Below are 19,692 nucleotides of genomic sequence, written 5' to 3' on the forward strand. Positions count from 1 at the left end.
TCGGTAGGGATGAGACTCCGGTTGTGTTAACCAGGCGGACAGCTTGTCAATCTTCGCTGCATATCGACAAGAACCTCAAACTCACCGAGCCATGTTGGTGAAGCGCGACAGGTGCAGCTGGTGTGCGACGGTGACCGTCTTGGTCGGGCCGTTACGGTGCTTGGCCAGAATGAAATCCGCTTCCCCACCGCGCGGGTCGTCACGCTCGAAGGCGTCCGGCCGGTTCAACAGGATCACCATGTCCGCGTCCTGCTCGAGCGAGCCGGATTCACGAAGGTCGGACAGCATCGGCTTCTTGTCCGTGCGCTGCTCGGGACCACGGTTCAGCTGAGCGATCGCCACCACCGGAACCTCAATCTCCTTGGCCAACAACTTGAGTTGGCGCGAGAACTCCGAGACTTCCACCTGCCGTGACTCGTGCTTTTTGCCCGACGTCATCAGCTGCAGGTAGTCGACCACGACCAGCTTCAGGTCGGCCCGCTGCTTCAGCCGGCGCGCCTTGGCGCGGATTTCCATCATGGTCAGGTTGGGCGAGTCGTCGATATACAGTGGCGCCTCGCTGATTTCGCTCATGCGGCGCGCCAGCCTCGTCCAGTCCTCGTCATTCATCCGGCCCGAACGCATGTCGGAAAGCTTGATTTTCGCCTCCGCTGACAGCAGCCGCATCACGATCTCGGACTTGCTCATCTCCAACGAGAAGATGACGCTCGCCAAGCGATTCTTGATGGAGCACGACCGCATGAAGTCAAGGCCCAGGGTGGAGTTATGCGTAGGCACCATGGCGTCGCTCGCCAGATACATGTGGCTCTCATTGTCCACTTCGACACACCGCACGGGAACTGTCTCGATCTGGCGGACGTCCACGATGAAGCGCGATCCAGAGCGCTGGGTGTTGACGGCGGCCCGACGCTCCTTGTGCGCTATAGCCTTTCGCTCCAACGCGAACACGGTGTCGTCCGTGGAGAACGTCAGGGTGTAAGCGAGGCTGGACGACTCCTGGCGGCCCCGGACCCGCTTCGTCGAGGTTTGGCAGCGGTAGCCCAGGCTGACGACCAGCTCGGCAGCATCGCACGCCAGCCGACGGTGAGTGACGGAAAATTGCACGGCCCCGCCCGCTGTCACGGTTCCGTCGGTGTCGAGCAGGCCGGCGAGCAGGGCGCGCCGCTGTGTCTCGGAAGCCCGCAGATACTCCATCGGAATGTGCTTATTACCAAGCACTCCGAGTGTCCGCAGTCGGGCCTGCAATGTCCCCACCGCAGCGTGGCAGTTCTGGCACAACCGCAGCCCGCACGACGGTCCCGCGCAGCGCACGCAGGTTGGACTCGGGACCGGAGCAGAGACAAACCGAGCCCGCCCACCACAGGAACGCCCACAGGTCCGCACCTGGCTGGTCCGCGGGACGAACGACTTGCCGCAGACCGCGCACTCGCGAGGAGCCTGCTCAGACACAGCCGGTAGGCGCAATTGGTAACGGTACCGAGCGGACCCCGACGGAACCGCGACGAAGCCGTCGGCTTCGATCCGCATGATGATTTCTGGATCGGCCGCGGTGATCTGGGCTGACGCACTGGTGCCGTCCCCCAGCCAGGCGCCGAGAGTGTATGCAGGGACCAACAATTCGCGATCCGGGAGGTCAAGCGCACGCGCGTTGACCACGCTGTGGTTCAGCCGCCGATCTAGCGTGTCGCAACGCAGACTTCCGGCGATCTCGGCCGTCGTTCGCACCGCCGCAAACGTGCGCTGATTCTTGCAACGGTTGTAACCCACCGCCGCGGCCTGTGCGGATTTCCGGGATGCGCGTGTTTCGGTCAACCACTGGTGCTCTGCGTCGGCGACAACGACTGTCCCATCGGAAAACTCCACCTCGTAGCAGGGCCGCCCCAGCATCACGTCGGTGGCAGCCACCACCCGCGTCGGCTGCCCGTCGTCGCCGAGTAACTCATCCCCAACCGCGACATCAGCCATCGTCGTCCAGCCGGTGGGCGTCGGCAGCGGCGTGTCTAGGGCAAGCGCTTTCCCCACTCCAGGACGGGCCGCGACGATGATCATCTGTCCCGGGTGCAGGCCATTGGTCACCTCGTCGAGCTCGGTGAAGCCGGTCGGCACACCGCGTGAGATGCCGCCGTTGGAGGCGATGGCGTCGATCTCATCCATCGTCGGCTGCAGCAGATCCTCGAGTGGAACGAAGTCCTCCGACGTCCGCCGGTCTGCGACGTCATAGATCTCGGCCTGGGCCCGGTCGACGATCTCGGCGACGTCCGCGCCGTCGGCGCCGGCATAGCCGTACTGCACCACCCGCGTTCCGGCCTCCACCAGTCGACGCAGCAGCGCCTTCTCCGCCACGATGCCCGCGTAGTACCCCGCGTTGGCTGCGGTCGGCACCGTCGAGATCAGGGTGTGCAGATAGGGCGCTCCGCCGATCCTGCGCAACAAGCCGCGGCGGTCCAGCTCGGCGGCGACCGTCACCGCATCGGCGGGCTCACCGCGGCCGTAGAGATCCAGAATCGCGTCGTACACGTTCTGGTGCGCCGGACGGTAGAAATCGCCGGGCCGCAGCCGCTCCAGCACATCGGCAATGGCGTCCTTGCTCAGCAGCATCCCGCCCAGCACCGACTGCTCCGCGGCCAGATCCTGTGGCGGCTGGCGGCCGAAGTCTTCACTGGGTGGCGAGGCATCCATGCCAGGCGCGAAGTCGTCGACGACCGCCACGGGCCCTCACCTCCCTCTAACCAAGTACCCGAACATACATTCGATGACCGTCACGTCGAGCGTAAGCGAAGGCACCGTCGCCCCCAAAGCGGTGACACCCAAAAGTCTCGTGCCTGGAAGAACGTAAACGTTGCTAGCGGGTAGCTGAAAGGGCCACTGTTCATAACACTGTGCATCGTGTGTGCATATCCTTCGACACCTGTGTTGAGTGGGTTGTGGAGAACCTGTGGATTAAAACGCGGCGTTGAAGCATCCGTGCAGATACGCGCAGTACACCACTGCACATTTGGTGTGGAGAACAATTCGCTCGGCGTGTCGGGCCAGGTTACTGCGTCGGGCGTGTTGGCTTTCACCCACATTTTCGCCGAGTTACGAGCCGGTTAAGGCGCCCATGCACCCCGGTCACCGAAATAGTTCGCCAGGTCCGCCGCATCCGCGCGTCTACCTAGCCGGCTCTGAGCGCTCACAGAGCGCCAAACGAGTTCCGGCGGCCACCCTCAGGGGCGGCCGCCGGACAAAGCAAACAGTGTCGAGTTAGCTGTCCGCGACGACGTCCAGCGTGAACTCCACGTTGACCTCCGGGTGCAGGTGCACCGACACCGAGTGCGCACCGATGGCCTTGATGTGCGCCTTGGGCAGCCGGACGATGCGCTTGTCCAGGTTCGGGCCGCCGGCCTTCTTGATCGCGCCCACCACGTCGGCCGAGGTCACCGAGCCGAACAACTTGCCGGAATCGGCCGCGGTCTTCACCGGCAGCGAGACCGAGCCCAGCGACTCGATGGCCGTCTTGAGCTCGTTGGCGTGCCCGAGGTCGCGCACCGACTTGGTTTCACGGGCCCGGCGAATCTCGTCGGCCTGCTTCTGCGCGCCGCGTGAGGCGACGATCGCCAGGCCGCGCGGCAGCAGGAAATTGCGGCCGTACCCGTCCTTGACCTCGACAGTGTCGCCAACGCCACCGAGGTGGTCCACGTCGGCCGTCAGAATCAGCTTCATCTTTTCGTACTTTCGGTTGAGCCCTCGGCCGCTATCGCGCCGAGGAGGTGAACGGCAGCAACGCGACCTCGCGGGCGTTCTTCACGGCGATCGCGATATCGCGCTGGTGCTGGACGCAGTTGCCGGTGACACGACGCGCGCGGATCTTGCCGCGCTCGCTGATGTAGGTGCGCAGCAGCGTGGTGTCCTTGTAGTTGATCGGCTGCCCCTTCTTCGAGCAGAAGACGCATTTACGCGCCTTGATCGGCTTTTCCGGAGCCGGGCGCCGTTTCGTGGAGGACTTGGCCATGTGTGTTTTCTTTCCTATGTCTTAACGATTTGAGATTTCTCGAAGTCAGAACGGCGGTTCTTCGTCGCCGCCACCGAAGGAGCCCGACGCCGGGGCACTGCCCCACGGGTCGTCCGCCGGTGCGCTGCTCGCCTGCGCGGCGGGCGGACGGGATCCGCCGCCGCCACCACCGCCGCCACTGCCGAAGCCGCCACCGCCGCCGCCACTACGGCTGGCCTTGTTGACCTTCGCCGTGGCGTACCGAAGCGAGGGGCCGATCTCGTCGACCTCGACCTCGACAACGGTGCGCTTCTCACCCTCGCGGGTCTCGAAGGAACGCTGCTTGAGCCGGCCGGTCACGATCACCCGCGACCCGCGCGTCAGGCTTTCGGCCACGTTCTCGGCGGCCTCGCGCCAGATGTTGCACCGCAAGAACAGCGCCTCGCCGTCCTTCCATTCCCCGCTCTGGCGGTCATAGATCCGGGGTGTCGACGCCACGGTGAAATTCGCGACGGCAGCACCCGACGGGGTAAACCGCAGCTCGGGGTCGGCGGTCAAGTTTCCGACGACGGTAATAATGGTGTCACCAGCCACTGGTGCCTCCTGGGTCCGTCCTGGTTCTCGCCTTGGGACGATGAGTGGTCATGAGCGTAATTTCGCTGAGCCTACGCAGCCGTGCCGACGACTGGAACTCAGTGCTTGTCGGTGCGCATCACCTTGGTGCGCAACACCGACTCGTTGAGGCTCAGCTGGCGGTCGAGCTCGGAGACCGTCGCCGGCTCTGCCTTCAGATCGATCACGACGTAAATGCCTTCGGCATGCTTGAGGATCTCGTAGGCCAGCCGGCGCTTGCCCCAGATGTCGACCTTGTCCACGCTGCCGCCGTCCTTGCGGACGACATTGAGGAACGTCTCCAATGACGGAGCAACGGTACGTTCGTCGAGCGTGGGGTCAAGAATGACCATGATTTCGTATGGACGCATGGAAACCTCACCACCTCCTCTGGTCTAAAGCGGCCACGGTCGATCCGTGGCAGGAGTGTCACCTGCGTCGGCAACCGCCCCAGGGTACCGGATGCCTGGCTAGGACCCAAAAGCGTGCAAAACTCGTTCGCCAACCTCGCGTCTCACCCGACACATCCGCCTCTGTCGGGACGAATGTCCGTTCTGCCCGCCTCCGAGCGACAACACCCGAGCCCGAGCCGACAACGCGGTGGAAGTTGTCGCTCGGAGGCGGGCAATTTGTGCCCCACCCGGCGTGGGGACGCAAGTGACGGTTGGGACGACGGTTCGCCGAGGCGCTACTGCCGGGCTTGGCGGTATTCGCCCGCCCTGGCCACCGTCGTTTCGTCGGCCTTGGCCAGCGAACCCGAGTCGAACGGCGGGTGCGGGTCGTATTCGATGAGCAGCTGCGCCGCCTGGGCAGCCTCGCGATCGACGAGCAATTCGACGACTCGCAAGGCCATGTCGATGCCGCTGGACACACCCGCGGCGGTGATGATCCGCTGCGGCAGGTGCTCGACGACGCGCTCGGGTACATAGCGGGCGCCCAACTCGTTGAGTAACTCCGCGGCACTCCAATGCGTCGTCGCGGTCAGTCCGTCGAGCAGGCCGGCGGCGGCCAGCAGCAGCGCGCCGGTACACACCGAGGTGGTGAGCGTGGTGCGCGGATGCACCGTGTGCAGCCAGCCGCGGATGTCTTCGTCGTGAATCAGCTGGCGGGTTCCGATGCCGCCGGGGAAGACGACCACATCGGGTGCGCCGACTTCGTCGAACGTGGCGTCGCAGGTGACGCCGAGCATGCCGTTTTCGGTGCGCACCTCGCCGCGGCGATGCCCGATGAACACGACGTCGATCGACGGGACGCGCTGCAGCACTTCGTAGGGCCCGACGGCGTCGAGTGCGGTGAAGCGATCGAACAGCGGAATGGCGACCAGCGTCACGGCTATCTCCCAACGCTCGCGGGTTCGGCTGCGACCTCGGTGTCGGCGTGGCGCTCGTCGGCGCGCCGCAACCCGGCCGGCCGCAGCCAGGCCGGCAGCCAATCGGGCGGAGCGTCGGGCGCGCGGTCAAAGGCCCCGCCCGCCGGATCGTCCACCCGGCCGCCCCAGCGCACCAAGTCCTCGTCGGGCCGATAGATCTGCCAGATCACCAACGCGCACAGTGCCACGACGGCGATGTCGCGCAGTAACACGGTCGTGGTGAAAACCTGTTCCGGCAGCGAACGATTCGGGTTGCCGTACAGGTAATACATCCTCGGCACCCAGACCAGCGCGTCAATGGTCATCCAGGCCAGCAGTATCCGGCGATGCGGCACCGCCAGCACGGCCAGCGGCACCAGCCACAACGAGAACTGCGGACTCCATACCTTGTTGGTCAACAGGAATGCCGCGACCACTAAGAACAGCAGCTGCGCGACCCGTGGCCGCTGCGGGGCGGTGAACGCCACGTACGCGATTGCGGCGCAACAGATTACGAATGAGACGAGGACCATGGTGTTGAGCACCGTCGGCGGCTCCCAGAAACCCAGCTTGGGATCGAACCCGCGCCAGCCGGTGTACGACTTGACCACGTTGTACAGCGAGTCCATGTCGTCGCCGCGGCGGGTGTTGAGCCGGAAGAACTCCGACCAGCCACGCGGAAACAGCACCAGCACAGGCAAATTCACCAGAAGCCAGGTCGCCGCGGCCACCCCGGCGGTGCGGGCCAGCGCGCCAAGGCGACCGGTCCGGATGCCCAGCACCAGCATCGGGCCCAGGAACAACAGCGGATACAGTTTGGCCGCGGCACCCAGCCCGAGGAGCACACCGGCGAGCACCGGCCTACGACGGGCCCACGCCAGCAGTCCCCCCATCGCGAATGCCGTTGCCAGCGCGTCGAAGTTGGTGAATATCTGGAAGATCAGCACCGGCGAGGCGGCCACCAATGCCGCATCCCACACCCGACGACCGGACAGGCCCGCGGTCGCCCACACCGTCGCCAGCCAGGCCAGCGCCAGCCCGAATGCGGCGACGTCGAAGAACACCACCACCTCGGCGATCACCGGAAGCGGCACGAGCTTGCTCAGCGCGGTATAGGTCTTGGCCAACGCCATCGACACGTACTGATAGACCCCCGTCAGCACCGGATACTCCATGTACCGCACCGCGGGCTTGCCGTCGTAGCGAGTCTGCGGGGTGCCGTCCGGGCCGCTCTCTATCCAGCTGGACTTGTAGGGAAACTTGCCCTGGCTCAACAACTCTGCGCCGTAGAGCGGAACCGTATCGGAATAACACAACTCGTAGTACGCGCGCTGGTTGTCCCAGTTGGCGACCCGCTGATCGCCGGTGCCGGTCCCGCTGCTTTGCAAGCAGGCCGCCTTGGTCGACCAGCCCAGCGCCAGGAACACCAGCGCGATCAAGAACATCACCCGCACCGGCGTCATCAGCCGGCCGCGACCGATCAGCGCGTGGCGGCCGACGGGGCCGCCGATGACATCCGCCAGGGCGGCACCCAAAGAGTCGGTGTGGCTGGGGCAATCGCGGTTGTCGGCGCTGCGCAGGTCACCGGCGAGCGGCTGCGGTGAGATGGTGGTGCTCCCCTGCTGTCCGCCGGTCACGGTGGCGATTGCGGTGGAGGGGCTTGAGCGCCGCCCGGCGGGACGCCCGGAGCGCCCGGCGGTGGCGGCGGAGCCACGGTGATCGTCGTCGGTGGCCCGACGGGAATCGTGATGCCGGGGGCCACCTCGATGCTGGGCTGGATGACGGTCTCCGTCGGCGGCGGTGGGGGCGGCGGCGCGACGGGCACCCCGGCGTAGCCGCCGATCTCGGTCGGCTTGGGGAAGGTTTCGTTGTCGGTGCCTTTCAAGGCACCGTCCATCGTCGACTTCCAGATGTCGGATGGCAATCCCGACCCGTAAACCTCTGCGCCCGAAGCGGTTACCAGCGGCACGTTGTCCTGGACGGTACCCACCCACACCGCCGTGGAAAGGGACGGTGTGTAGCCGACCATCCAGGCGTCCTTGTTGGCGGTGGTGTCACCCAACTGCACCGTGCCGGTCTTGGCCGCCGACCGCCGGCCACCGGAGAGTGCATGGCCGCGCGAGTAGGCCGCGATCGGTTGCATTGCCGCAGTGGTGTTGTCCGCGACCGCCTTGTCGATGCGCTGCTCGCCCTTGTCCTTGTCCGAGTTGCCCGCGTCGAACAGCACTTGGCCGTCGGCGTTGACAACCTTTTGCACCAGATGCGGCGTGTGGTACACACCGGACGCGGCCAGCGTCGCGTAGGCCGAGGCCATGTCGAGCGGCCGAGTTTGGTACTGGCCCAGCACGATTCCGTTGTTGGGCGGCCCGCCCTTGCCGTCTTCGGACAGCGTGTGCGCGACACCGGGGAAACTCTTCGCGACGCCGGCCTGGAACGCGGCGTCCGCGACCGCCTGCGGTCCGTTCTTCAGCTTGAGCATCAGCCGGTAGTAGGCGGTGTTCAGCGAAAGTTTCAGCGCCTCGGCGATATTGCAGGTTCCGCAGCTCTCGCCGTCGACGTTGGTGATCTTGATGCCGTCGACCGTCAGCGGCGAACTGTCCACCTGATAGCCCAGGCCGATGTTCTGTTCGAGTGCGGCGACCAACGCAAAGACTTTGAACGACGACCCGGTCTGCAGCCCGGCCTGGGCGAAGTCGAAACCGTTGGCATCCGAACCGCCGTAGTAGGCGCGGATCGCCCCGTTGCGCGGGTCGATGGACACCACCGCCCCCCGCATGTCTGGGTCCTGGCCGTCCAGGTATTTCGAGATCGACTTCTCGGCCGCCTGCTGCGCCTTGGGATCGATCGTGGTCGTGATTTGCAGGCCCTGAGTGTTCAGGGTCTGCTCGTCGATGTTGAACAGCTCCATCAACTCTTTGGTCACCTGGCGTTCGATCAGGCCGGCGGGACCCGACGTCTGGTTCTGCGCGCGGGCCTGATCGGGCGGCACCGTCGGCGGAAACACCTGCGCCGCACGATCACTGGAAGACAAGGCTTTGGTTTCCACCATGCCGTCGAGCACCCAGTTCCAGCGGGCCTCGGCGCCCTTGGGATCCACCGCGGGGTCCAGCGAGGACGGCCGCCGGATCAGCGCGGCAAGCAACGCCCCCTCGGCCACGTTCAGCTGCTCGACGGGTTTGTTGAAGTAGGCCTTGGACGCCGCCGAGATCCCGTAGGCCCCGCGACCGAAATAGATGATGTTCAGATAGGCCTGCAGCACGTCGTCTTTGGACCACTCCCCCGACATCTTGGTGGCGATGACGAGTTCCTTGGCCTTGCGCAGCAGACCGCTGAATCCGTGTTGGGCGGAACCGACCAGTGCGTTCTTCACATATTGCTGGGTGATCGTCGACCCGCCCTGCAGATCACCGCTGCCGAAGAGGTTGTTGCTCACCGCGCGTGCGAAGCCGCCGAAATCGAAGCCGGGGTTCGAGTAGAAGTTGCGGTCTTCGGCCGCGATCACTGCCTGGCGCACATGCACCGGCACCTGGCTGATGTTGATGTCAACCCGATTACCTTCGGGCGGAATGATTTTCGCGAGTTCGGAGCCGTCGCTGGCCAGGATCGTCGAGACCTGGTTGGTACGGATGTTGCCGGGCTTGGGAATGTCGACGATGAAGTAGGCCATGGCGAACGTGACGATCGGCAAGAGCACCAACACCGCTGCGGACAGGTAGGCGCCGCGTCGTACCCACCGCCAGTTGATCCGCTCGACCCAGCTCCAGTCCAGCCCCGACCCGGGGGCGCGGTGGCTCGGCCCCTCCTGGTCGCCGGGCCGGCCCGGTGGTGGCGGAGGTGGAGGAGGCGGCCCGTCCGGAGGGCGACGTCCCGAGATGGGTCCGTCGCGGCGCGACGTCGTCGACCGTGCGTCGAGGGCGGCCCGGACCTCCTGGATCGCATCCCGGGGCGCAGAAGTCGACGAAGAGCCATCCAACGCGGCCTTGACCTCGTCGATGGGATCGGAAAGCTGAGCCGTACGCGGGTCGACGACCGCAGGCAGGATCGTCGTCTGCCGGTCATCGGGGCGAACCTGACGGCGATGCCCGGCCCCGGAACGTGGCTCCGAGCGCGCGCCGGCGTCCGGACGGTCGGCACTGTCCGGGCGGTCGGCGTGTGCCTGCTCGCCCACGCGCTCAGTCTCGGACCCGCTCTGGTCATCGGACGACTGGCTGTGGCGCCCTTCGTTATTCAATGGCCGTGCGGGCCCCGTTGCGCGCAGTCCGCGTAGCGCGGGTTCCCCTCGGAGGAGGTGCCGTGCGTGCCGCACCGAGCACATACGACTTCACGAGATGGTTCCAGCTGCAAGTCCGGCACACCTCGACCACGTGGACCGAGAACTCTTCGAACCGGGTCGCGAGCATGACCAATTCCTCGGCCGTGCGGGCCGATCCAGACACCGCGCCCAAGTGATCGCCGAACACCCACGACACGATGGTGAGCTGTTCCTTTCGGCAGATCGGGCACATCACCTGGCTCGGTTTCCCGTGAAACTTCGCGGCGCGCAGCAAGTACGGGTTGGCGTCACACACTTCCGACACACCCGTGCGGCCGGAGTACACCTCGGCCAGCAGTGAGCGCCGCCGAAGCGCGTAGTCCACCACCTGTCGCTGCAGTCGCACGCCAACAAGAGTACGTCGCCATCCCCACCGCCGATACGCAAGCAAGGCCGTCGCATCGCAAGCGCCGGACTTCTACGATCATCTGCGTGGCGAAATGGCTCGGGACACCGCCGGTTGGTGGGGCAACGGCGGCGACGCGTGCCAGGGACCTCGACCGGCAGGACGCCTGCAAGATTCTCGACAGCGCTCTCGACGACGGCCAGCTCTCCATGGAGGAGCACCGGCAACGCGTCAGCACCGCCACCAACGCCGTCACACTGGGCGATCTGCATGCGCTGATGAGTGATCTGCAGACCGACAACGCCTCGGTTCAATTGCAGGCGGTCAACTCGCCGAGGCTCCGCGGTTGGGGGCCGGTGGTCGGCGCCTTCGTCGTGTCGGTGTTGCTGGGCGTCGGCATCGGTTGGGGTGTCTACGGCAACACCGGTTCGCCGCTGGACTTCACCTCGGACCCGGGAGCCAAGCCCGACGGTGTTGCCCCGGTGGTGCTGACCCCGCCGACGCAGTTGCATTCGGTCGGCGGCCTGAGCGGCTTGCTCGAGCAGGCCCGCAAGCGGTTTGGAAATGTCCTGGGCTACCGGCTGGTGATCTACCCGACGTACGCGATCCTGGACCGCCCGGATCCCTCCGACGACCGCCGGGTGCTGGCGTACGACTACCGCGGCGGATGGGACGATCCGACCAACTCGGCCAAGAGCTCCGCCGACGGGTCGGCCGCAATCGACCTCAGCAAGTTCGACATCACGAAGACCGTCGGCATCATGCGCGGTGCCCCGGAAACCCTGCGGATGAAGCCGTCCGACGTCAAAAACACCTACTTGATCGTGGAACCGGCCACGGACCCGACCACGCCGGGCGCGGTGTCTCTTTCGCTGTACGTCTCCAGCGACTACGGCGGCGGCTCCATCGTCTTCAGCGGTGACGGCACCATCAAGCGGTTGAATCTGCCCAGCTAGGCGCCCCTTGCGGGGCCAGTAGCGCTGCCGCGACGGGGTGATTAATAGCGCGCCAACATTCGGTGGTGTTGTGGCGAATATATCGAAGCGATACGATTACGCGACGCGTCGGACCGTCGTAACCAGAAATGCAAAGGGGGTGCCTCGATGCTGGAGCTCGCCATCCTCGGTCTCCTGATCGAATCGCCTATGCATGGTTATGAATTGCGCAAACGGCTGACCGGCCTACTCGGTGCGTTCCGTGCGTTTTCGTACGGTTCGCTCTACCCGGCACTGCGACGCATGCAGGCGGACGGGTTGATTGCCGAGAACGCCGCGCCGGCCGGCACCCCGGTTCGGCGGGCCCGTCGGGTCTACGAACTGACCGACACGGGCCGTCAGCGCTTCAGTGAGTTGGTGGCCGACACCGGCCCGCACAACTACACCGACGACGGGTTTGGGGTGCACCTGGCTTTCTTCAATCGCACTCCGGCCGAGGCCCGGATGCGCATTCTGGAAGGCCGCCGCCGTCAGGTGGAGGAACGGCGAGAAGGTCTGCGTGATGCCGTGGCGCGGGCCAGCAACTCGTTCGACCGCTATACCCGCCAGCTCCATCAGCTCGGACTCGAGTCGAGTGAGCGGGAAGTCAAATGGCTCAACGAGCTGATCGCCGCCGAGCGCGCGGCGCCCGGCTTGTCCGAGCAGACGTAGGCCCCTCGCAAGAAAACCAGCACCAAACAATCAGTCGCCAGATACCGCGATAAAGGTAATTGAGGTAAGGAGAACGCCCCATGAGTGAGCAGAACGCGTCGACGGATGTACGAGTCGCTATTGTCGGCGTCGGTAACTGCGCGTCCTCGCTAGTGCAGGGCGTGCAGTACTACTTCGACGCAGATGAGAACAGCACCGTGCCCGGCTTGATGCACGTGACGTTCGGCCAGTACCACGTCCGCGACGTGAAGTTCGTGGCCGCATTCGACGTGGACGCCAAGAAGGTCGGCTTTGACCTGTCGGAGGCGATCTTCGCGTCGGAGAACAACACGATCAAGATCGCCGACGTGCCACCCACCAACGTGACGGTGCAGCGCGGCCCGACAATGGACGGCATCGGCAAGTACTACGCCGAGACCATCGAGATTTCCGACACCGAGCCGGTTGACGTGGTCAAGGCACTCAAGGACGCCGAGGTCGACGTCATGGTGTCGTACCTGCCGGTGGGCTCCGAGGAGGCCGACAAGTTCTACGCTCAGTGCGCGATCGACGCCGACGTAGCATTTGTCAACGCGTTGCCGGTGTTCATCGCCTCGGATCCGGTGTGGGCGAAGAAGTTCACCGACGCCGGTGTGCCGATCGTCGGTGACGACATCAAGAGCCAGGTCGGCGCGACCATCACCCACCGGGTCATGGCCAAGCTGTTCGAGGACCGTGGCGTGCAGCTCGACCGCACCATGCAGCTCAACGTCGGCGGGAACATGGACTTCCTGAACATGCTCGAGCGTGAGCGCCTCGAGTCCAAGAAGATCTCCAAGACCCAGGCCGTCACCAGCAACCTGCAGCGCGAGTTCAAGACCAAGGACGTGCACATCGGCCCGTCCGACCACGTTGGCTGGCTCGACGACCGCAAGTGGGCCTATGTCCGGCTCGAAGGACGCGCGTTCGGCGACGTGCCGTTGAACCTGGAGTACAAGCTCGAGGTGTGGGACTCGCCGAACTCCGCGGGCGTCATCATCGACGCGGTACGGGCGGCCAAGATCGCCAAGGACCGCGGCATCGGCGGCCCGGTGATCCCGGCGTCGGCTTACCTGATGAAGAGCCCGCCCAAGCAACTGCCCGACGACATCGCCCGCGCCCAGCTCGAAGAGTTCATCATCGGCGCCGACTAAGTTCGGATTCGTCGCATCGAGTGTGCGGTGAGGTCGCGTTTCACCACGAAACTGCGCCTTCACCGCACACTCGTTTTATCTGCACCCACCATTCGGTCAACGACATGCTGTGCAGTCGCTTAGCATTACCGGGGAACCCTCCAGCCCCCAACCGAAGCAGGCCGCAATCAACGATGAGAGTTCAGCCCGCCGCGTTCTTCCGGACGACCCTTCCCCTCGATCTATCCCGCCTCGCTGAACTCGACAGCGGCCGCTACCACTCGATCTGGCTCCCCGATCACATGGTCAGCTTCTGGCCGGACTCGATCTGGACACCGGAATTCACCGACCTCGCCGGCGCATCGCCCTCACCGCACCGCCACCTCGACGGTCTGGCCGTAGCGTCCGCGGCCGCCGTGCTGACCGAGCGGGTCCCCCTCGTCAGCGCCGTCGTCGACACCGTGCGCCGCCATCCCTCCCTGCTCGCCCAGACGGCGCTGACGATCGACCATCTCGCCAAGGGGCGTTTCATCCTCGGCCTGGGCAGCGGCGAGAGCGAGAACACGCTGCCGTATGGCTTCGACTTCGCGCGCCCGGTCAGCCGTTTCGAGGAGGCGCTGACGGTGATCCGGCTGCTATGGGAAAGCGACGGGCCCGTCGATTTCGACGGGGAGTTCTACTCCCTGCAGCATGCGCGATTGGACACCGAGCCGTACGAGCGGAAGCCGCCGCAGATCTGGATCGGCGCCAGCGGCCCGCGGATGCTCGATATCGCGGGCCGTCACGCCGACGGATGGTGGCCCGCGGGCGCCTGGACACCAGAACACTACGCCGAAATGCTTGCCGCCGTGCGGTCTTCGGCCGAGCGCGCCGGCCGCGATCCGCTGGCGATCACGCCGTGCTTCATTCAGGTCTGCCTGATCGGCAGCGACGAGGATGCGCTCGCCGAGATCCTGCAGGCTCCCCTGGTCAAGGCATTCCTGTTGCAGGTCTCGGCAGAGACGTTGCGGGGCTTCGGCTTTGAACACCCGATGGGTGAAGGCTGGCGTGGGTTCCAGGACATCGACCCCGCCGTGCTCACCCGTGAGCGAATACTCGAGTTCCTGGACAACGTCGCACCCGAGATGATCCTCGCCGTGGTGCCGCACGGGACACCCACAGCGGTCGCGAAGATCATCAAGACATACGTCGACGCGGGATTGCGGGTGCCGAAAATTCTCGACTACGGCGCCATGGCCGGCCTGGAGTACGCCGGGGCGTCCGCGGCCAATGTCCTTGCGGCCGAGGACGAACTGCTGCAACTGTGCGGGGATCTGTCGTGAGCGCCCGTCTGGACGCGGCCGAGCTGCTCGCGGCCGCGCAGGCCGAAACCGGACTGCACGACTACGCCGACCCCACACTGCCGGAGCGCTTCGCGGTCGCCGTCGACCATCTCAACGGCCTGGGCATGGATGCCGACGGCACCCGGGAAGCCGAGCGGGTGTGCCGGTGGCTGCTCACGTCACGGCTGGAGTTCGTCGAAGACCGCAACCGCTACCCGATCGGTGCCGAAGTCATCGAGGCACCGATGTTCGTCACCGGCGAACCACGTTCGGGGACAACGCTGATGCACGCACTGATGTCGGTCGACCCGCACGCGCGGGCGCTGCGCTTTTGGGAAGTGATGTATCCGTCGCCGCCGCCCGCACTGGCGCCCCCGGACGACGACCGTCGCGCCCGCGCCGACGCGGACTGGCGCGAGATCAACGAGAAAATGCCCAAATGGCTGCACAGCCATCCCTACAACGACATGCTCGGCGACGGCCTGCCCGAGGACGAGCGCACCTGGGCGTTCGACTTTCGGGTGATGACGCCGACGGCCTGGTGGCGGGTGCCGATGCAGTCACTGGTCGGCGGCCTGGCCACTGACCCGGCCGCACAATACCGGCTGCACAAGGCCATGCTGCAGCAGCTGCAGTACGAGCGACCGCGAAAGTACTGGGTGTTGAAGGGCTTTCACGGCTTCCGGCTCCAGGAGATGTTCGACGCCTACCCGGATGCCACGCTGGTCTGGCTGCACCGCGACCCGGTACAGGTCGCGGCGTCGCGTGCGATGATGATGGCCGACATCGCCGAAGGAATGGTCGGTCCCGTCGACCTGCACGCCCTGGCGAAAATGCATCTGGAGTTGACCCGCGCCGGAGTCGCCAACACGATGAGCAATCCCATGGTCGACGATCCGCGCATCCTGCACGTCCGCTACCCCGATTTCATCGCCGACCCCGTCGGCACCGTGCGGCGCTACTACGCGTTCTGCGGCCGCGTCGTCACGCACGAAGCCGAATCCGCGATGCGCGACTACCTGGCCAACAATCGCGGCGATCGCTACGGCAAGTTCCACTACTCCACCCAGCTGCTGCTCGACATCGGCGAAGATCTCGACACCCTGCATGCCGAATTCCAGCCTTTCCGTGAGCGATTCGGTGTCGAGATCGAGAATCGCGGCTGAGATGACGACAGCGCACAGCCGTTTATCGGTGCACAACGTCACGTTCCTTGGCGCGCCGCTGGCGGAGCTGGAAAAGCACTGGGCAACGCTGGGGGTGTCCCGATTGAGCATCCTCGACAGCCAGCTGCTCGACCCCGAGTTGGCAACAGTGTTGCGGCACAACGACTATACGGTGGAGGCGGTTTACCATCTCTTCGCAGGCGGTCGGCTGACCTCCGACCCCCAGGCCGCGCAGGACGCCTTGTTCACGGTGATCGACGCCGCGGCCGCGGCCGGCGCACGCCTGGTCTACCTGCTCACCGGCGGCCGGGATGGGCTGTCGTGGCAGCACGCGGCCGATCTCTTCTGCGCCATGATCGCGCCCTGCGCCGCGCACGCCGCGCGCGTCGGGGTGCGCCTGGCGATCGAGAACGCCTCGAGCCTGTACGCCGACATGCATCTGGCACACACCCTGCGCGATACCATCACGCTGGCCGAGATGAGTGGCATCGGCATCTGCATCGACGTGTTTCACTGCTGGGCGGAGGGCGATTTCGAAGCGATGGTGCAACGCGCGTTACCGCGAACGGAGCTCATCCAGCTCAGCGACTACGTACTGGGTGACCGGGCGCTACCGGGCCGCGCGGTTCCCGGCGACGGCGTCATACCGCTCGAGGCGTTCGTCGCCCACGCCCTGGAGGGCGGCTACTCGCACGGATTCGACCTGGAACTCATCGGGCCGCGCATCGAAGCGGAGGGCCGCGCGGAATCCGCGCAACGCGCCTGTGAGGTCGTCGGCGCAATGCTGCACAGATTGGCTGGCTGACAATGGGTTTCCATGGCCTTTGGTGACGGTGCCGACGATGCCGCCCTGCAATCGGCGTGGGCGCAGTTCTGTGCGCAGTTGCAGCGCGCCGGTGAGCAGGTGTTCAAGGACGCCAACGACACCTCGGGTGCCCAGCGAGCCGACGCCTTCCGCTTCCTGACCCAGAACCTCGGGCAGGCATTCGACCTGTCGCTCGAGACCCGCGACACCCGCTACCCGGTGCTGCACACGTTCTGCGGCCCCACCCGCAAGCTCGGCGGCGACTGCGCCGACTTCACTTACCAGCAGGCGTGGATCGACGGGCAGTCGACCTATCGGATTACTGGAAATCGCGGCACCGCAAGGTTTTTCAACGTCACGGTCCAGGGCGCCCGGGTACCGGGGCCGGGGGTGCTGCACGAGCCCTTCGGAGATACGCCGCAGGCCAATCTGATCGGCCACCAGCTCAGCATCGCCGACGACGGCAGTTTCGAGATCTACATCGGCGGAACGGAGCGGGGACCCAACTGGCTGCCCACCACCGCGGAATCACGAAAGCTGTTCATCCGTCAGGGATTCGACAGGTGGGGTGAACTTCCGGCGCAGCTGCGCATCGAGCGCATCGACATGGACTCCCCCAAGCCGCTGCCCAGCCCCGAGACCATGATCGAGGCGATGGGCTGGGCCGGTGATTTCGTCACCGGCCTGATGTCGGACTGGCCCGAGTTCCCCTTCACCTATGGCGGTGTCGATGCCGAGCATCCCAATAGCTTTCCCGCCATTTTGAAGGCCGGCGCGACCGAAGCCGACCGCAAGCGCGGGCGCGCCGCCGCCAACATGTACTGGGAGCTCGCCCCCGACGAGGCGTTGATCGTCGAATTCGGCGCGCACGACGGGCTGTGGATGTTCACCAACATGGGTGCCTTCTTCAACAGCATGGACTATCTCTACCGCCCGGTGAGCTATACGCCGAGCCGCACCAAAATCGACGGCGACGGGCGCATCCGCCTGGTCATGGCGCACCGTGATCCGAACGTCCACAACTGGTTGGACACCCAGGGTTTCCGGCGGGGGAACCTGACCTACCGCCACATGCTCGAGGGCGAACCCGCCGTGCTGGACACCCGCGTGGTCCCCTACGACGAGCTCGCCCGAGAGCTGCCACCGGATACCGCCATGGTGAGCGCCGCCGAGCGCAGTGCGGCGATGTGGGATCGATTCCACGGTATTCGGCGCAGATACGTCCTCTAGTGTCAAAGATTGTGACCGAGATATCTGAGGATGGCCTGGCGGCATTGTCTGAGTTCTCCCTGTTATCCGAGAACGCCGAGCAGGCCGGTGTTGCCGGCCCGCTGCCTGAGGTCGAACGGGTCGAGACCGACACGCCGAACGGCAGAATCAGCGCGCTGCGCTGGGGCAGCACTTCCCCGCGGGTTGTCTTCTTCCACGGCGGCGGCCAGAACGCACACACCTGGGACACCGTCATCGTCGGCCTTGGCGAGCCCGCGCTGGCGGTTGACCTCCCCGGACACGGCCATTCGGGCTGGCGCGAGGACGGTGATTACTCGCCGCTGCACAACGCCGACGCCGTGGCGCCGGTGCTCCGGGAACACGCGCCCGATGCCGACCTCATCGTGGGCATGTCGTTGGGCGGGCTGACCGCGATCCGGGTGGGGGCCATCGCACCCGACCTGGTGCCCGAACTCGTTCTCGTCGACGTCACCCCGTCGGCGTTGCACCGGTATGCCGAGCTGACCACCGAGCAACAGGGCACGGTGGCGCTGGTCTCCGGCGAGCGCGAATTCCCCAGCTTCCAGGCCATCCTGGACCAGACCATCGCCGCGGCACCGCACCGCGAAGTCAAGGCGTTGCGACGGGGTGTCTTCCACAACTCCCGCCGGCTCGACAACGGGAACTGGGCGTGGCGCTACGACGCCATCCGGGCCGTCCCCAACTTCGACGATTTGTGGGACGACGTCGACGCGTTGGGCGCACCCGTCACCCTGGTGCGCGGCGGCTCGTCGCCCTTCGTCACCGACGAGGATGCGGCCGAATTAGCCAGCCGCGCAAAGTATTTCCGCGAGGCGCAGGTCGTCGAGAATTCGGGGCATTCGGTGCAGAGCGACCAGCCCCGGGTGCTGATAGAACTGCTGCGCGGAGTGCTGGACGCGCGCTGAGGCCGTTGCGGCGCTGGCCTACGGTGGTCATATGACCTCTGAGCGCCCCATCCGCATCGGTGTGCAACTGCAGCCTCAGCACGCCCCCCACTACCGCGACATCCGCGACGCCGTGCGCCGGTGCGAGGACCTCGGTGTGGACATCGCCTTCACCTGGGACCACTTCTTTCCGCTCTACGGTGATCCCGAGGGACCACACTTCGAATGCTGGACGGTGCTGGCGGCCTGGGCCGAGCAGACCTCACGGATCGAGTTCGGTGCGCTGGTGACGTGCAACTCCTACCGCAACCCGGAGCTGCTGGCCGATATGGCCCGCACCGTCGATCACATTTCCGACGGTCGGCTCATCCTCGGGATCGGATCGGGCTGGAAACACAAGGACTACGACGAGTACGGCTACGAATTCGGTACGGCGGGCAGCCGGCTCGACGACCTGGCCGCCGCCTTCCCCCGCATCACCTCGCGGCTGGCCAAGCTCAACCCCGCGCCCACCCGCGACATCCCGATACTCATCGGCGGCAAGGGTCCGCGCAAGACGTTGCGACTGGTCGCCGTATACGGCGACATCTGGCACGGCTTCACCACGGTCGACACTTATCCGACCGCGGCGGCCGTACTGGACGAGCACTGTGCCGCCGTCGGACGCGACCCGGCCGACATCGAACGGTCCGCCGGTGTGGAGGACAACAGCGGTGTCCGTCGCGGCGAAGGCATCGACGGGTTGATCGCGAACGCCGAAGGCCTCACCGCACTGGGCGTGACGCTGCTGACCATCGGCGTCAACGGTCCCGACTATGACCTGACGGCCGCCGAGGCGCTCTGCAAGTGGCGCGACGCACGCTGAGGCGCTCCGCTGGC

Annotated in this window: 18 protein-coding genes; 9 read left to right on the top strand and 9 right to left on the bottom strand. The window is 65.8% G+C overall.

From position 1 onward, the window contains the following. Nucleotides 1-81 precede the first annotated feature (81 nt). From dnaB to MNAB215_RS08305, 9 genes are all read right to left on the bottom strand, one after another. Entirely contained in the window at nucleotides 82-2,709 is a 2,628-nt protein-coding gene (gene dnaB, locus MNAB215_RS08265) for a replicative DNA helicase (RefSeq protein WP_077078261.1), read from the bottom strand. A 534-nt stretch (nucleotides 2,710-3,243) separates the two neighbouring features. After that, a complete protein-coding gene (gene rplI, locus MNAB215_RS08270; protein WP_077078262.1) occupies nucleotides 3,244-3,702 on the bottom strand; it encodes a 50S ribosomal protein L9 in 459 nt (152 codons plus the stop codon). 31 nt (nucleotides 3,703-3,733) lie between these two features. Then, the gene (gene rpsR / locus MNAB215_RS08275; RefSeq protein ID WP_077078263.1) at nucleotides 3,734-3,991 is read right to left on the bottom strand and encodes a 30S ribosomal protein S18; all 258 of its coding nucleotides are present in this window, start codon (nucleotides 3,989-3,991) and stop codon (nucleotides 3,734-3,736) included. 45 nt (nucleotides 3,992-4,036) lie between these two features. Beyond that, the gene (locus tag MNAB215_RS08280) at nucleotides 4,037-4,564 is read right to left on the bottom strand and encodes a single-stranded DNA-binding protein (RefSeq protein WP_077078264.1); all 528 of its coding nucleotides are present in this window, start codon (nucleotides 4,562-4,564) and stop codon (nucleotides 4,037-4,039) included. A gap of 98 nt (nucleotides 4,565-4,662) precedes the next feature. Continuing rightward, a complete protein-coding gene (rpsF, locus tag MNAB215_RS08285; RefSeq protein ID WP_077078265.1) occupies nucleotides 4,663-4,953 on the bottom strand; it encodes a 30S ribosomal protein S6 in 291 nt (96 codons plus the stop codon). A 317-nt stretch (nucleotides 4,954-5,270) separates the two neighbouring features. Continuing rightward, nucleotides 5,271-5,912, bottom strand: a complete 642-nt coding sequence (locus MNAB215_RS08290) for a DJ-1/PfpI family protein (protein WP_077078266.1) — start codon at nucleotides 5,910-5,912, stop codon at nucleotides 5,271-5,273. A gap of 2 nt (nucleotides 5,913-5,914) precedes the next feature. Then, nucleotides 5,915-7,567, bottom strand: coding sequence for a glycosyltransferase family 87 protein (locus MNAB215_RS08295; protein WP_077078267.1), 1,653 nt, complete (start codon nucleotides 7,565-7,567; stop codon nucleotides 5,915-5,917). Further along, complete coding sequence (locus MNAB215_RS08300; RefSeq protein ID WP_425436414.1) at nucleotides 7,564-10,161, bottom strand: transglycosylase domain-containing protein; 2,598 nt, start codon at nucleotides 10,159-10,161, stop codon at nucleotides 7,564-7,566. The genes MNAB215_RS08295 and MNAB215_RS08300 overlap by 4 nt, the downstream gene beginning before the upstream one ends. Then, nucleotides 10,154-10,588 (bottom strand): DUF5318 domain-containing protein, encoded by a 435-nt coding sequence (locus MNAB215_RS08305; RefSeq protein WP_077078269.1) that lies wholly within the window; start codon nucleotides 10,586-10,588, stop codon nucleotides 10,154-10,156. Before MNAB215_RS08305 ends, MNAB215_RS08300 begins: the two co-directional genes overlap by 8 nt. Before the next feature lie 86 nt (nucleotides 10,589-10,674). Between MNAB215_RS08305 and MNAB215_RS08310 the strand changes: the two genes are divergently transcribed. From MNAB215_RS08310 to MNAB215_RS08350, 9 genes are all read left to right on the top strand, one after another. Continuing rightward, entirely contained in the window at nucleotides 10,675-11,544 is an 870-nt protein-coding gene (locus MNAB215_RS08310) for a DUF1707 SHOCT-like domain-containing protein (RefSeq protein ID WP_077078270.1), read from the top strand. Between the two features lie 147 nt (nucleotides 11,545-11,691). After that, entirely contained in the window at nucleotides 11,692-12,234 is a 543-nt protein-coding gene (locus MNAB215_RS08315; RefSeq protein ID WP_077078271.1) for a PadR family transcriptional regulator, read from the top strand. 80 nt (nucleotides 12,235-12,314) lie between these two features. Continuing rightward, nucleotides 12,315-13,406, top strand: coding sequence for an inositol-3-phosphate synthase (locus MNAB215_RS08320; protein WP_077078272.1), 1,092 nt, complete (start codon nucleotides 12,315-12,317; stop codon nucleotides 13,404-13,406). Between the two features lie 173 nt (nucleotides 13,407-13,579). Next, entirely contained in the window at nucleotides 13,580-14,707 is a 1,128-nt protein-coding gene (locus MNAB215_RS08325) for an LLM class flavin-dependent oxidoreductase (protein ID WP_077078273.1), read from the top strand. Further along, a complete protein-coding gene (locus MNAB215_RS08330) occupies nucleotides 14,704-15,873 on the top strand; it encodes a sulfotransferase family protein (protein ID WP_077078274.1) in 1,170 nt (389 codons plus the stop codon). The genes MNAB215_RS08325 and MNAB215_RS08330 overlap by 4 nt, the downstream gene beginning before the upstream one ends. A gap of 1 nt (nucleotide 15,874) precedes the next feature. Beyond that, nucleotides 15,875-16,678 carry a sugar phosphate isomerase/epimerase family protein gene (locus MNAB215_RS08335; RefSeq protein ID WP_077078275.1) on the top strand — a complete coding sequence of 268 codons (804 nt, stop codon included), beginning with the start codon at nucleotides 15,875-15,877 and terminating at the stop codon, nucleotides 16,676-16,678. A gap of 12 nt (nucleotides 16,679-16,690) precedes the next feature. Beyond that, nucleotides 16,691-17,908, top strand: coding sequence for a DUF1214 domain-containing protein (locus MNAB215_RS08340; RefSeq protein WP_077078276.1), 1,218 nt, complete (start codon nucleotides 16,691-16,693; stop codon nucleotides 17,906-17,908). 11 nt (nucleotides 17,909-17,919) lie between these two features. Then, the gene (locus MNAB215_RS08345) at nucleotides 17,920-18,834 is read left to right on the top strand and encodes an alpha/beta fold hydrolase (protein WP_077078524.1); all 915 of its coding nucleotides are present in this window, start codon (nucleotides 17,920-17,922) and stop codon (nucleotides 18,832-18,834) included. A gap of 31 nt (nucleotides 18,835-18,865) precedes the next feature. Continuing rightward, nucleotides 18,866-19,678, top strand: a complete 813-nt coding sequence (locus MNAB215_RS08350) for an LLM class F420-dependent oxidoreductase (RefSeq protein ID WP_077078277.1) — start codon at nucleotides 18,866-18,868, stop codon at nucleotides 19,676-19,678. Nucleotides 19,679-19,692 lie beyond the last annotated feature (14 nt).

This window comes from Mycobacterium numidiamassiliense (assembly GCF_900157365.1).
GTDB classification, from domain to species: Bacteria; Actinomycetota; Actinomycetes; order Mycobacteriales; family Mycobacteriaceae; genus Mycobacterium; species Mycobacterium numidiamassiliense.